Source organism: Clostridium lacusfryxellense, from assembly GCF_018861735.1.
Taxonomy (GTDB): domain Bacteria; phylum Bacillota; class Clostridia; order Clostridiales; family Clostridiaceae; genus Clostridium_AD; species Clostridium_AD lacusfryxellense.
Genome location: NZ_JAHLEB010000057.1, coordinates 1 through 14,169, shown reverse-complemented (window position 1 = coordinate 14,169; position 14,169 = coordinate 1). Strand labels below are relative to the sequence as shown.

General features: G+C 32.8%; 13 protein-coding genes. 8 read left to right on the top strand and 5 right to left on the bottom strand.

Going from position 1 to position 14,169, the window contains the following annotated elements:
• The first annotated feature begins 8 nt into the window (after window positions 1-8).
• The 4 genes from KPL55_RS21560 (at window position 9) to KPL55_RS21550 (ending at window position 3,097) form a co-directional block, all read left to right on the top strand.
• Entirely contained in the window at window positions 9-650 is a 642-nt protein-coding gene (locus KPL55_RS21560; protein WP_216308821.1) for a carbohydrate ABC transporter permease, read from the top strand.
• Between the two features lie 34 nt (window positions 651-684).
• On the top strand, window positions 685-1,041 hold the full coding sequence (locus KPL55_RS26125; protein WP_246599731.1) for a glycosyl hydrolase family 28-related protein: 357 nt from the start codon (window positions 685-687) through the stop codon (window positions 1,039-1,041).
• Between the two features lie 168 nt (window positions 1,042-1,209).
• On the top strand, window positions 1,210-2,058 hold the full coding sequence (locus KPL55_RS26120) for a glycoside hydrolase family 28 protein (RefSeq protein ID WP_312887364.1): 849 nt from the start codon (window positions 1,210-1,212) through the stop codon (window positions 2,056-2,058).
• Window positions 2,059-2,089: 31 nt separating this feature from the next.
• Window positions 2,090-3,097, top strand: coding sequence for a glycoside hydrolase family 88/105 protein (locus KPL55_RS21550; RefSeq protein ID WP_246599730.1), 1,008 nt, complete (start codon window positions 2,090-2,092; stop codon window positions 3,095-3,097).
• Between the two features lie 114 nt (window positions 3,098-3,211).
• Here KPL55_RS21550 and KPL55_RS21545 read toward each other — a convergent pair whose 3' ends face one another.
• From KPL55_RS21545 to KPL55_RS21535, 3 genes are read right to left on the bottom strand one after another with little or no spacing between them, the layout of a single operon-like run.
• Window positions 3,212-3,994 (bottom strand): pectinesterase family protein, encoded by a 783-nt coding sequence (locus KPL55_RS21545; RefSeq protein WP_216308820.1) that lies wholly within the window; start codon window positions 3,992-3,994, stop codon window positions 3,212-3,214.
• Entirely contained in the window at window positions 3,991-5,073 is a 1,083-nt protein-coding gene (locus KPL55_RS21540; protein WP_216308819.1) for an alpha/beta hydrolase family protein, read from the bottom strand. Before KPL55_RS21540 ends, KPL55_RS21545 begins: the two co-directional genes overlap by 4 nt.
• A gap of 55 nt (window positions 5,074-5,128) precedes the next feature.
• Window positions 5,129-6,916, bottom strand: coding sequence for an ABC transporter ATP-binding protein (locus KPL55_RS21535; protein WP_216308818.1), 1,788 nt, complete (start codon window positions 6,914-6,916; stop codon window positions 5,129-5,131).
• A 306-nt stretch (window positions 6,917-7,222) separates the two neighbouring features.
• Between KPL55_RS21535 and KPL55_RS21530 the strand changes: the two genes are divergently transcribed.
• The gene (locus KPL55_RS21530; RefSeq protein WP_216308817.1) at window positions 7,223-7,939 is read left to right on the top strand and encodes a YesL family protein; all 717 of its coding nucleotides are present in this window, start codon (window positions 7,223-7,225) and stop codon (window positions 7,937-7,939) included.
• Between the two features lie 98 nt (window positions 7,940-8,037).
• Here the strand turns inward: KPL55_RS21530 and KPL55_RS21525 are convergent, their stop codons facing one another.
• Both KPL55_RS21525 and KPL55_RS26115 read right to left on the bottom strand, forming a co-directional pair.
• Complete coding sequence (locus tag KPL55_RS21525; RefSeq protein ID WP_312887363.1) at window positions 8,038-8,655, bottom strand: sugar phosphate isomerase/epimerase family protein; 618 nt, start codon at window positions 8,653-8,655, stop codon at window positions 8,038-8,040.
• A 17-nt stretch (window positions 8,656-8,672) separates the two neighbouring features.
• Entirely contained in the window at window positions 8,673-8,873 is a 201-nt protein-coding gene (locus tag KPL55_RS26115) for a hypothetical protein (RefSeq protein ID WP_246599728.1), read from the bottom strand.
• A 229-nt stretch (window positions 8,874-9,102) separates the two neighbouring features.
• On the opposite strand from KPL55_RS26115, the gene KPL55_RS21520 reads away from it, so the two are divergent.
• The 3 genes from KPL55_RS21520 (at window position 9,103) to KPL55_RS21510 (ending at window position 13,952) form a co-directional block, all read left to right on the top strand.
• On the top strand, window positions 9,103-10,650 hold the full coding sequence (locus KPL55_RS21520; RefSeq protein ID WP_376770494.1) for a ClC family H(+)/Cl(-) exchange transporter: 1,548 nt from the start codon (window positions 9,103-9,105) through the stop codon (window positions 10,648-10,650).
• A 122-nt stretch (window positions 10,651-10,772) separates the two neighbouring features.
• Window positions 10,773-12,764 carry a transketolase gene (gene tkt, locus KPL55_RS21515; protein ID WP_216308815.1) on the top strand — a complete coding sequence of 664 codons (1,992 nt, stop codon included), beginning with the start codon at window positions 10,773-10,775 and terminating at the stop codon, window positions 12,762-12,764.
• Window positions 12,765-12,881: 117 nt separating this feature from the next.
• The gene (locus KPL55_RS21510; RefSeq protein ID WP_216308814.1) at window positions 12,882-13,952 is read left to right on the top strand and encodes a DUF871 domain-containing protein; all 1,071 of its coding nucleotides are present in this window, start codon (window positions 12,882-12,884) and stop codon (window positions 13,950-13,952) included.
• The last annotated feature ends 217 nt before the right edge of the window (window positions 13,953-14,169 follow it).

The following is a 14,169-nucleotide window of genomic DNA, read 5'->3' as shown; positions in this document are numbered from 1 at the left end:
AGTTATTAATGAATGATAAATTTAGCTTCAAAAAAGGTCACCGTGGAAGAGCTTTTTTCAGAATATTCAACTCCCTCTTTCAACTCGTAACTGTAATTGTGATACTTGTACCTATTTTGAAAGTAGTATCCGATTCATTAGATGCCACTGGTTCATATGGTTTAAGACTTATTCCAATACACCCAACACTTGCAGCTTATAAAGCTGTTATTACACAAACCACACTATATACACCTTTTCTTGTTTCTATTTATATAACAGTAGTAGGTACACTTATTGGTTTATTTTTGACTACACTCGGAGCCTATGTATTAATTCAAGATGATATGCCTGGAAGAAAGTTGTTTGCATCTATTTTATTTTTTACAATGTTATTTAATGGCGGACTAGTACCTACATATTTAAATATGAAAAATCTTGGACTAATGAATAGTTTATGGTCAATTGTTCTTCCATTAAGTTTACAAGTATATAATTTGATACTTATGAAGAGCTTCTTTGAGGGAATACCTAAAGCTTTAATGGAATCAGCGGAGATAGATGGTTGTACTCCTATGGGTATATTTGTTAAAATAGTATTGCCACTTTCAAAACCAGCACTCGCAGCTATTGGATTGTTTTTCGCTAGGTGTAACCCTTGGAGCAGTTAAGGGATAATGACGCTCTATACTAAAGGAGGTTTCTATGAACACTTCACCATATTCAACAATATTTAATGTCACAGAATTCGGAGCAATTCCCGGCGGCATTACCTCCTGTACAAATTCTTTCACTACAGCAATAAATTCCTGTAGTGAATCTGGTGGGGGAACAGTGTACGTACCCGCTGGCAAGTTTCTTACGGGATCTATTAGATTAAAAAGCAACATTAATTTAAATTTAGATTTAGGTGCTATTTTAATATTTTCTAACGATATAACACAGTATCCTGTTGTAAATTCAAGATGGGAAGGGGTATTGAGTCCTGTATATTCATCTTGCATATATGCACAAGATGCAGAAAATATTGCTATTACTGGTCGTGGAAAACTAGATGGATAAGGCATGTTTTGATGGAAACTTATGAAAAACAATGAAAATTTATATCCCAGACCTAAATTAATAAGTTTTCATGGTTGTAATAATGTACTTATTGAGGGAATTACTTTAATTAACTCCCCCAGCTGGACTATCAACCCTATATGTTGTTAAAATGTTACAGTAGACAAAATTTCAATTAAAAACCCAGCGGACTCTCCAAACACTGATGGGATTAATCCAGAATCCTGCAAAAATGTACATATATCCAATTGCCACATTGATGTTGGTGATGATTGCATAGCTATAAAATCTGGTACAGAAGATACCCTTATTAGAGTTCCTTGTGAAAATATTACTATATCAAATTGCACTATGGTACATGGTCATGGTGTGGTAGTAATCGGCAGTGAAATGAGTGGGGATATTAGGAACGTTACCATAAGCAACTGTGTATTTGAAGGAACTGATAGAGGCATTAGAATGAAATCCCGGCGTGGTCGCGGAGGCGTTATTGAAGATATAAGAATTAATAACATAGTAATGAAGGATGTTTTATGTCCATTTATTGCAAATCTATACTACTATTGTGGACCTAAAGGAAAAGATAAATATGTTTGGGATAAAACTCCTTACCCCATAACAAAAGATACACCAGCTTTTAGAAGAATTCATTTTTCTAATATAACTGCTAGAGAAGTACGGGCTGCTGCAGGGTTTTTATATGGGCTTGCCGAAATGTATGTAGAGGATGTATCCTTTGAAAATATCTCTATATCAATGGCTAAAAACGCAGAACCTGGCATGCCAGATATGATGTCAAACCTTGAGCCAATGGCGCAAAGAGGCTTCTTCTGCTCAAATGTAAAAGACATAAGCTTTAGCAATGTCACTATAAGTAATCACAAAGGTCCAGCTTTCTATGTTGAAAATGCTTTTAATGTTGAATTCTCTAGATGTAAAACTAAAAATGCAAAGAATGATGACCCTATGGTAAAACTTATTAACGTTATTTATAGACTTCAACTCAGTAGCAAATAAATTTTATATACAAAATAGAGAGGTGTAATAAATGGAAAATTGGGCTGTTAGGATGACAAATTCAGTTATGATGAGAACTCCAGAATTAAATGGTAAATGGGAATATGACAATGGTGTCATTTTTAAAGGAATAGAATTATTATGGAGAAATACCGGAGAAGATAAATACTTTGATTTTATTAAAAAGAACATGGACTTTTTCATTGATGAAACTGGTGGAATTAGAAAATATAGTGTTACTGAATATAATATAGATCATGTAAACAATGGAAAGTTGCTTTTCCTTCTTTATAAAGAAACAGGACTAAAGAAATATAAAAAAGCTGCTTTTTTATTAAGAGAGCAATTAAAAAACCATCCAAGAACTAGTGAAGGTGCCTTCTGGCATAAGCAAATCTACCCTTATCAAATTTGGTTAGATGGACTTTACATGGGATCCCCCTTCTATGCTGAGTTTATAAAAGAGTTTGGTGAGACATCAGAATTTGATGATGTTACAAAACAATTTCTAATCTGTGAAAAGCATGCAAAAGATCCTGAAACTGGCCTGCTATATCATGCATGGGATGAAAAAAAAGTTCAACCCTGGTGTGATAAAGAAACAGGTCTTTCAAAGAACTTCTGGGGTCGTTCTGTTGGTTGGTATGTTATGGCTATAGTAGATGTATTAGACTATATACCTGAAGACCATAAAGACAAAGCTAGAATAATCGAAATTTTAAATGAGGTATTAGACTCACTTCTTAGAGTTCAAGATGAAGAAACAGGGCTTTGGTACCAAGTATTAAATGAAGGTGACCGAAAGGGTAACTACTTAGAAGCCTCAGCCTCATGTATGATATTATATGCAATTGCAAAAGGATCAAAAAAAGGTTATCTTCCTAATAGTTGGTTTAGAGTTGCAAAGAAAACCTATAAGGGTATTATTGATGAGTTTATTACGGTTACTCAAGATGGCTTAGTAAACTTAAACAAAACTTGCAGCGTAGCAGGACTTGGTGGTGCCAGAAAAGAGACGGTACATATGCTTACTATATAAGTGAGCCAATTGTAACAAATGATCCAAAAGGTGTTGGAGCATTTATCCTTGCCTCCTCTGTAATGGAGACTTTGGACTAATTTAACAGTCATTAAAAGCTAGCAATTTATTTTGCTAGCTTTTATAAAACTCATAATTAAAATCCAAACCAAATATATTTCCCGGGGTGTACTCCTTAACTTCCTCATCAGTTAATGTCTTTGCCCATGTAACCCTGTTACGTAGATTACCTCCAGGACCTAAGCTATTATACTCCTCATAACTAGTAGTACTCTGCGTAACCAAACGGTCCCAATTATGCCACCCGATCTGGGCAATGTGTTCTCCCATAAAACAATTTATAAAAGTAGTTTTTGCATAATCTCTCCAAGGCCTCCCAAGATAAACAGAATTAGGTTTTGCATCACTTAGTAACTTGCAATCTATAAATACATATCCAAACCTCTCACCTTCAATTGTAGATGCTGCAGTTATATATCCATTTACACTTTTATCTCTATTATTTGAGAATATCTCACAGTCTTTAAACTTAGCTTTATCACCATCCACATATATAGCAACTGCCTGGCCATATGTATCTCCGCAACCTGAAGAGTTCTCAAAAGTTATATTTTGCGCGATGAAATTATCTCCCCCAATGAACGTACTAAAGGAATTAAAGGTACCCATCTTTTCTCCATTTGGAAACAACTTATATGCGTGATCATCATAGGTCAATATTGTATTAAATTCATTCTCGCCTATTAACATTATATTGTTCATATCAACAAATATCTTTTCTTTATAAATTCCATTTTTAATATTTATAACTATCCTCTTTTGGTTTCCAAAAGGTATAGAATTTATTGCCTCCTGCACGGTATTAAAATCTCCACTTCCATCCTTTGCAACTATCATATTTCCCCACCTCTACCGCTCCAATTATTAACAAAATCATAGGTTTTCTCACCATTCCACATATGGGGTCCCTCAAATATATGATGATAGAGATTCTCTTGTTTATTATATATATTATAGGCCTTTCTAGTTATATCAACTTGCTGAATTACATTCTTAATTCCTCGATGTCCATTTAAACTATCTTTAGTACCACTTTCAATTAAGAGTTTATTAGGTGCAATTAATGCTGCTAAATCTCCAAGCTCAATATATTCCCAAAGCCTAGGTACAAAATTACATCCACATAAATGAGTCTTTAGTATGGAGTCTTTAAACCCATAAAAATAACCACTAACAACGCTACAAGTTATTCTGTCATCTAAAGCTGATAACCAAAGAGCTTGTAATCCACCTCCCGAAAAACCACAACATGCTATTTTTGAGTGATCACAATAATCAAGGGTTTCGATGTAATCAGTGAGCCTCATAAGGTCCCAAGTCATCATACCAACTAAAGTTTGCCCTATACTAATGGCAACATTATTTATATCATTACAAGATGTACTCATAAGCGATGTTATATCTATACCTTGATGTTTTTTTTCTCGCCTTTCACCTGCTCCTCTAGCATCATTACAAAATACCACATACCCCTGATTAACAAATTCTAAACCATAATCATAGTTATATTTTTCTATGCTTTCCTTAATCCCAGGGATATCAGTTCTTCCTACAATTGAGTACTTACCAGCGCCTCCATGTCCATGGGGTGCAATAACGCAAGGTCTCTTTTCATTTACCTTAATACCATCAGGAATCAATATATAAAGTGGCATCCAAACTCCTGGCTCCGTTTGAATAATAATTTTATCCCTCCTATATCCTGTAAAATTTTGCGACTCTACTATTTGCGCTTCTAAATCACATGATTTCATGTTGTTCAATCCTATTATTTCCTTTAGTTTACTTCGCAACTCAGTTTTCCATAATTTATATTCAAAAATATTCTCCGCTTTAAAACCGAATTTTCTAGATTTTTCATTGTAAAGCTTCTCCAAATATTCACTAGTTGTAAAGTATTTCTCCTGCTCAAACATGCGTTAAGCTACTTCCTTTTAATATCTATACTTTTAATACCTATTATTTTAGCACCTATCCTTGCAATTGTTTTAAATTATAAAACTCTCCCTTTAAGTCTAATAATTCCGTGTAAGTCCCACATTCGACACACCTTCCATTTCTCATAACAACAATGCGGTCTGCATCTCTTATAGTAGAAAGACTATGCGCTACTATAAATGTTGTGCGACCACTAACTAAATTTCTCATTGCCTTTTGCACATGGAGTTCTGAAATATTATCTAGTGCTGACGTAGCTTCATCCAAAACAATTATTTGAGGATCTCGAATTAAAGCCCTTGCTATAGCAATCCGTTGCCTTTGACCACCGGATAACATACCTCCGTGCTCTCCAATGGAAGTATTTAGTCCCTTAGGCAGTTTAGCTACTACCTGCGTTAAATTTGAAGATTCTACTACTTGCCTAATTTCCTCTTCGCTTACATTTGTAAGCCCGTAAGTAATATTACTTCTAATGGTACCTGAAAAAAGGATTGTGTTTTGAGGCACTACAGCTATATTCTTTCTGTAACTTCGCAAGTCTATTCCAGTTATATCCATGCCATCAATAAATAACTTTCCTTTTGAAGCTTTATTAAACCCAATAATTAGATTTAATATCGTAGTTTTCCCGGCTCCTGATTCACCTACAAAAGCTATACACTCTCCTGCCTTTACTTTAAGATTAAAGTCGCTAAGTACTGGCCTTTCTGAAGTTTCATAATTAAACCCTACAGATTTAAAATAAAAATCACCTTTAACATTTGTAAGCTTAAGTTTTCCTTTATTATCTTCAACATCATCAGATAATAAAATTTCTCCAACTGAATCTATTGATTCAAAACCCTTCACAATGTCTGGGTATACATTAATTAAACTAGAAACTTGATTTAATATAGATGAAAAATAGCTTTGATATAACACAACATCTCCAACAGAAATTTTGCCCCTATAAGCTAAATAGCCTGTAAATGCAAGGCATCCAACTTGAAAAACTTGGAAAACAGCCCAACCGGAGGCTCCTAAAAATGCTGTTACAATATCTAAATTGTATCCGCTATGTCTTACTTTTTCTAATTGTTTATCCATTCTATTGATTTCTACATTCTCAAGTCCGTGTGCCCTTGTTATAGGGACAAGTTCTACCATTTCTGCCACATTTGCAGACATTTCTTCAATATCCTTTCTGAAGTCTCTATTTGTTTTTCTTATATTCTTCCTAAAGTGTTTTATAATAAAAAAAGATACTGGCATAGACATCATAAAAAATATTGCAACCGTAAAGCTTTTTGTTAAAGTAATGGTAAGAGCTACAACAATGTTTAGAATTGTAGGTACAAACCCATTGAAAATCTGCCTTGATAATACCGTAATTGCCTCTACATCTCTTAATACCTTGGACTGTATCTTTCCTGACTTTAATTGTTTATGGTATGAAATCGATAATATCTGAAGTTTTCGTACTAATTTGCTCCGTAGCTCTGCTTCAACACATCTTAACGCTTGGCTGAAAAATTTTGTGTATAATATACTAGTTGGAACGTTTTGAATAATTAATACGGATGCTATTATTAAGTTAATCCATAACTCTCTTAAGTTGTGAGTTGCTGGACCACTTGCTATATCAATAACATTTGCTGTTATAATAGGCATTACCCAAGCTGGCGAATGTTTAATAATAAAAAATATAAAAGATACAAATAATCTCCAAATGTTATCCTTATACAAATATACTAATGTTTTGAGAGGTTTATTTTTATATATATTTTGTTCTTTTAACAGGTTCTCAAATTCTAGATCAGGTTTATTAATTTCACCCATGTGCACACCTTCCTACCAGTTCTTTTTCACTCAAGTAATCGTTAACAGATACTACAAATTATACCACTATTTAATATCTGCAACAATATTTTAAGTCCGTTTTTGTTAATTAAAAGACAGTACTCTGCTAAAAATCTCCTTAATTATATCAATATGTAGAAAACGCCAAAATTTAATTATCATTTTCATAACTTCTACCTATTTGCATTTTACTTTATTTATGTTACATTTTAATTGATATAAAAACAATTAATTTATTATAATAATTTACATAAATGCATTTTATAAATGCAGTTGGAGGAAAAAATGGGTAAATCAAAAAGAGAATTCGGCGAAGGACCTTTATACACAATAACTAACTACATATTTTGGTTCTTTATGGGTAATTTATACTTTCTGCTTCTAAATATTCCACTAGTTTTTATGTTACTTGTGCTTCTATCTAATGGTACAAAAGCAATTCCACAAGGATTTACTACTATTGCTATTATATGTTGTATTCCTATAGCTCCTGCAGCAACGGCTCTTTTTAGTGTTATGGGCAAACTTATAAGGGAAAAAGATATAAATATTACTAAAGATTTTTTTAAGGCTTATAAAACTAACTTTTTTCAATCATTGTTTTTTGGAGCGTTAGAAATAATATTAATATGTGTACTGTTCATTGATATTAGATTCTTTATTTCTAGCGGTTACCCACGAATGTTAACCATTTCAATTTTTGTAGTTATGGCTTTTATTTTTTCAATGAGTTTGTATGTATTCCCAATAATCTCAAGGTTTTATTTAGGTTGGAAAGATGTTCTTAAAACCGCTGCATATTATACAATTCGAAAATTTAATATTACATTACTATGTCTTTCTAGTTTTTTAATTGTCGGGTTTATATTTTTCAAAATATCAACCTTTGTATTAGTATTTGTATCAAGTATTATATGTTTTTTAATAATGTATTATCAACAAAAAGTATTATTAGAAATTGAAGAAAAAATGAAAAAAAACACTGATAAAGTGCAAATATAAATTCTATTATAATAAAAAACACTATAGGCGGTTTATTAGTATTTACCAAAACCTAAATACTAATAAATCGCCTATAAATTTATATCATTTGTTTTTTATTAGACTCTACTATACACATTCTCTATAAACCTCATACTTTCATCCATATCCACTTCTTTAATATCCTCAAGCAAGATGTTTATAAATGGTTTTTTATCTTTAAGGAGTTTTAGTATCAATTTATAATTCAACCTTCCCTTCCCTGCCGCTACTGTAATAATTTTACCATTACTAACTACAAAGTCCTTTGCATGCATTACTACGATTCTATCCCTAAATAAATTAAAGGCATCTTTAATGATTTCATCTTGATCTTTGAAGTTAGTTATTGATAAATAATTAGTTGGATCGTAGATAACCTGTAAATTGTTAGAAGGAATTAAATCTAGAACTCTTCTCATTTTTTTAGGACTGGTCACCACTTCATTTTTACCACCCTCAATTCCAACTATAACCACAAACTTTTCCGCTTCGGTAGTAAGTTCTTTTAAGCTTTCAGTTAATGTTTCAAAGGCCCCTTCTGACTCGTTATCATAATCACGTACTCCATCGACCTTTAATGTTCCAGTTTCTGTCCCAACTATACTACATTTAAAATCTCTAGCAAATCTTATATGTTCCTTAAATCTATCTATTCCTTTTCTTCTCTCACAAATATTGGGATGTATATGATTTATATAACAACCTAAAACAGCTATTTGAACATTTTCTTTTTTAAAGCTATCTCTAATATAGTTCCGAGGCCGGGACTTAACTTTCCTAAGCTACAATCTATTCCATATATTGCTTTGTCTAAAGCCAATTGAACATGCGTGTAACCCTGCTTTGATACTTTTGCTGTTAGTTCTTCAAGTGATAATTTACCAAAATCATGCGCTCTTCCGCCTATTATCATAATATTAAACCCCCATTTATATTTACTTTAATTATAAAATACGCACTTCAGTTTTAATCGTATACGTTTATTATACTTGTAATTTACTTTAGTTTCCTACTTATATATAGTTGTTTATGATAATATATATAACATAAGGTAATTAAGTTACATACTTAAGTTATTATACATATTAATGGAGGCAGTAAATTTGAAATCGGATAGCAAACATAACACTCATAACACACTGATGTCTTGGCATAGCTTTAGATTAAAGCTTGTGTGTGAATCAATATGTATAGGTATCATCACAGGTTTATTAATTGTGTTGTATCGTCACGTACTTGAAGAAGCCGGAATATTTTTAAATGGCGTTTATATGACTCTTTCTATAAAACCTATACTTATTATCCCATGGATTGGTATTTTAATTATTTTGGGATATATTGTAGGTTTAATGGTTAAACGTGAACCAATGATAAGCGGAAGTGGAATCCCTCAAGTTGAAGGTGTTCTTCTTAGAAAACTGGACATGAACTGGCTACGTGTTATTTCCGGTAAGTTTATCGGAGGAGTTCTTACAATAGGCTCTGGACTTTCACTTGGACGTGAAGGACCGTCAGTACAATTAGGTGCAGCGGTAGGCCAGGGATTTAGCAAGATATTTAAAAGAGTCAAAATTGAAGAGAAATATCTTATTACAAGCGGAGCGAGTGCAGGGCTTGCAGCAGCCTTTAATGCTCCACTAGCAGCTGTAATGTTTTCACTCGAAGAAGTTCATAAAAACTTTTCTCCTTTAGTTTTACTCTCAACTTTGGCTGCCGCACTATCTGCAGACTTCGTAGCCAGAGGTTTTTTTGGATTAAAACCAGTTTTTAATTTTGAAAATATTTCTACATTACCACTTAAATTTTATTTTTACATTGTATTATTAGGTGCTATTGTAGGTGTTTTAGGTGTAGCTTTTAATACTCTTCTTCTAAAAACTCAAAATATATATGAAAAACAAAAATGGTTACCAAAAGAAATGAAAATCATAATACCACTATTAATTTCCGTTATTTTCGGCATTTTTTTGCCACAAATTTTAGGAGGAGGTCATAACCTCATAGTATCTCTAGTTACTGGAAATCTTCCTTTAACAATTTTAATTGTTTTAGTACTTGCAAAATTTTTATTCACCATGGCAAGTTACGGCTCAGGCGCACCTGGTGGAATTTTTCTTCCACTGCTTGCAATCGGAGCTTTAGTCGGAAATGTCTATGGTGTAGTACTTGTGCATTTTGTGAATTTTGATACAATGTATGTTAATAATATGATAATACTTGCTATGGCAGGGTATTTTACTGCAGTAGTTAGATCACCTATAACAGGTATTATATTAATTGCTGAAATGTCAGGTTCCTTTAAACATATGCTTTCTCTAGCTATTGTTTCAATAGTTGCATATATCGTTGCAGATATATTAGCATCGAAACCTATATATGAATCTCTTCTTGAAAAATTTCTACACAATCAAGGTGAAAAAATATTTACTGGACATAATAAGAATAAAGCTATACTGGAATTTGCAGTTTGCATGGGCTCATATCTAGATGGGAAACAAATTAAAGAAGTTAAATGGCCTTCCCATTGTTTATTGGTATCCGTTAAACGTGGGGGAGATGAAATCCTTCCTCGGGGAGACACAGTTATTTATCCTGGTGATTATTTAGTTGTACTTACTAATGAGGATAAGGTATCTAAAATCAATGATTCATTAATTTTAATGATTTCAAGTTGTGAGATAATAAATTAAACAGAATATATTCTTGCAATCTACAGCGTAATCTTTTATATTTAATATAGAACAAATTTCAATTAGATACAATTATAAAATAATCCATAAAAATTAACATATATAACAAGGAGGAATTTACATTGAATAAAATTGAACAATTAACCGTAGATACTATAAGGGTTCTGTCAGCTGAAGCTATACAAAAGGCTAACTCTGGACATCCAGGCCTTCCACTAGGGGTTGCACCAATGGCTTATACATTATGGGCAAATCATATGAAACATAATCCAGCAAATTCAAAATGGCAGGATAGAGACAGATTTGTACTCTCAGCAGGTCACGGTTCAATGCTTGAATATTCACTTCTTAATATTTTTGGTTATGGTCTAACTATTGAAGATTTAAAGAATTTCAGACAATTTGGTAGTTTAACACCTGGTCACCCTGAATACAATCATACAAATGGTGTTGAAATTACAACAGGACCTCTTGGACAAGGAATTGCTAATGCAGTTGGTATGGCAATAGCTGAAAGCCATCTTGCAGCGAAATTTAACACAAAGAAACATTCTATTGTAGATCATTATACATATGCTATATGTGGTGACGGTGACAATATGGAAGGAATTTCTGGTGAAGCAGCATCCCTAGCAGGAACCTTAGGTCTATCTAAACTTATTGTAATGTACGATTCAAATAGTATATCTATTGAAGGTTCAACAGATATTGCTTTTAAAGAAGATGTAGCTAAAAGATATGAGGCATATGGATGGCAAGTAATATGCGTAGAAGATGGCAACGATATGGATGCAATAGGTAAAGCCATTGAAACTGCAAAACTTGAACTCAATAAACCTACCTTCATTAAAATTACTACTATTATTGGGTTTGGTTGTGCCAAAAAGCAAGGCCAGGCATCTGCACACGGAGAACCGCTTGGTGAAGATAATATAATTGAAATGAAAAAATGCATGGGTTGGGATCTATCACCATTTTCAGTTCCAACTGAAGTTACTAAACATATGGAAAACGTAAAATTAGAGCTAAGTCGTAAAGAAGAAACATGGAATACACTTTATGCTTCTTACAGCGACGAAAATCCGCAGCTTGCTAAAGAATATGAATTATGGCAAAGTGGAGAAATATCTGCTGATTTACTAAAAGAAAACGACATGTGGAAATTTGAAGGCAAAGCGGCGACAAGGAACTCCTCTGGTGCTATCTTAAATGTATTAGCTAAACATGTACCTAATCTTATAGGTGGTTCAGCAGATCTTGCTCCTTCTAATAAGACATATATGAAGGGTATGGGAGATTTCTCTATGGAAGATAGAAATGGATCTAACCTTCATTTTGGAGTAAGAGAGCATGCAATGGCAGCTATAGCAAATGGAATATATGTACATGGAGGTCTTAAACCTTTTGTTTCAACTTTCTTTGTATTTAGCGATTATATGAAAGGTGCAATGAGATTATCAGCACTTATGGGTCTTCCTGTTGTTTATGTTTTAACTCATGATAGCATAGCTGTTGGTGAAGATGGTCCTACTCATGAACCAATAGAACATCTTGCAGCACTTAGAGCTCTACCAAACTTTAATGTATTTAGACCTGCTGATTCTAGAGAAACAGCTTTTGGTTGGTATGCTGGAATAACTTCAAAAACAACTCCAACTGCATTGGTATTAACAAGGCAAAACCTTCCTTTATATGAAGAGACTTCAATAGAATCATTAAAAGGTGCATATGTATTAAAGACATATGAAGTAGAAGGTCAAAATCCTGATATAATTTTAATGGCAACAGGCTCTGAAGTAGAATTTATTTATGAGGGAGCTAAGGTATTAAATGCCCAAGGTATTACGGCTAGAGTAATTAGTATGCCTTGTTTAGATATATTTGAATCACAATCAAAAGAATATAAAGAATCTATATTACCATCATCTGTAAGAACAAGATTAGCTGTTGAAGCTGGCGCTTCCTTTGGATGGCACAAATATGTTGGTCTAGATGGAGATGTAATTTCAATTGATAGATTTGGAGCATCAGGAAAAGCTGATGTACTATTTAAAGAATTTGGTTTTACAACTGAAAATGTTGTTGCTAGATCACTTAAACTACTTAATAAGTAATTTATTCAGGCTTTGAATATCATATAGAATAATATTTTATTGTAACTGAAAATCCCATTGAGAAACGCAATATTTGCTTTCACATTGGGATTTTCTCAATATAGGGAGGTAAATCCAATGGGAAAAGGTATTTCTGTTTTCACAGGAATGAAATATACTTTAAAAGAAAATATTACATATATAAATAATTCTAAAGCTCTGGGCTTTGATACTATATTTACATCACTTCATATTCCAGAAGCAAATTATGAAAAAGCTGTAGAAGAATTCAAAGTAATTGTTGCTGAGGCAAATAATTTAAGTATGTCCATAATTGCTGATATTTCACCTAGAGCATTCACCTATCTTTGCGCCGATATGAATAATTTAAAATCAATAAAAGATATGGGACTGCAAGGAGTAAGGGTCGACTTTGGGTTTTCTCCTAAGCAAATCTCGAACTTTACTAATAATAAGTTTGGTTTAAAAATAGAGATAAATGCAAGCACTGTAACTGAAAGATTTTTCGTTGAGCTTGAAGAATATAATCCTAATTATGAAATGCTTCAATCATGTCACAATTACTACCCTAGACTAAATACGGGGTTATCCATAAATACATTCAATAAAAAAAACAAAATGCTAAAAAAAAGGAATATAAAAATTTCAGCATTTGTACCATCCCTAATTAATAAAAGGGGGCCTATTTATGAAGGCTTGGCCACGCTTGAAAAACATAGATTCTTATCTCCTTATGTTGCCGCTAAAGAATTATTCGCTCTAGGCATGGATAATATTATATTCGGTGATAGTATACCAAGTGACGATGAACTTAGGAGTGTTGGTGATATTAATGAGAACATCCTAGAGCTTAGAGTAAATTTAAATAACTGTAGCTCTATTGAGAGGAAAATAATTTTTGACAATATACATGAAAACAGACCTGACTCCGCAGAAGACGTAATAAGATCTACAAATTCAAGAGTTGACCTGCACGGGGGGACTATATATCCTCACGACAATACAACTAGAACGATCGGTAGCATTACAATTGATAATAAAGATTATCTTAGATATAGTGGAGAACTACAAATTTGCAAAAAAACACTTCCCCAAGATGATCGAGTAAATGTTGTAGGAAATATCCTTAAGGATGATTTAATTTTATTAAAATATATAGATGATGAAACAAAATTTAAACTTAAATAAAAAAGAATACGACCTATAAATTCCTCCTGCGGGTCACCAAATAAGAGTTTGAAACGTGAAATTTCATTAAGAAATTCTAATCTTTTGCAAATATAAAATTCCCTATCACTCACATTCGGCGTGCGCCGGTTCGCTAGCCTTCCTTCCAGTCAGGCTCACGAGAATTTTATATTTGCAAAAGAAGAATTTTAAATGGAATTTCAATGTTTCTGCTCTT

Bases quoted from the DNA above. Each gene is read 5' to 3' on its own strand.
- KPL55_RS21540 (WP_216308819.1), bottom strand. From the start codon at position 5,073: ATGTTTGAGCAGGAGAAATACTTTACAACTAGTGAATATTTGGAGAAG.
- KPL55_RS21550 (WP_246599730.1), top strand. From the start codon at position 2,090: ATGGAAAATTGGGCTGTTAGGATGACAAATTCAGTTATGATGAGAACT.
- KPL55_RS21530 (WP_216308817.1), top strand. From the start codon at position 7,223: ATGGGTAAATCAAAAAGAGAATTCGGCGAAGGACCTTTATACACAATA.
- KPL55_RS26115 (WP_246599728.1), bottom strand. From the start codon at position 8,873: ATGATAATAGGCGGAAGAGCGCATGATTTTGGTAAATTATCACTTGAA.
- KPL55_RS21560 (WP_216308821.1), top strand. From the start codon at position 9: ATGAATGATAAATTTAGCTTCAAAAAAGGTCACCGTGGAAGAGCTTTT.
- KPL55_RS21535 (WP_216308818.1), bottom strand. From the start codon at position 6,916: ATGGGTGAAATTAATAAACCTGATCTAGAATTTGAGAACCTGTTAAAA.
- KPL55_RS21520 (WP_376770494.1), top strand. From the start codon at position 9,103: ATGTCTTGGCATAGCTTTAGATTAAAGCTTGTGTGTGAATCAATATGT.
- KPL55_RS21510 (WP_216308814.1), top strand. From the start codon at position 12,882: ATGGGAAAAGGTATTTCTGTTTTCACAGGAATGAAATATACTTTAAAA.
- KPL55_RS21545 (WP_216308820.1), bottom strand. From the start codon at position 3,994: ATGATAGTTGCAAAGGATGGAAGTGGAGATTTTAATACCGTGCAGGAG.
- KPL55_RS26125 (WP_246599731.1), top strand. From the start codon at position 685: ATGAACACTTCACCATATTCAACAATATTTAATGTCACAGAATTCGGA.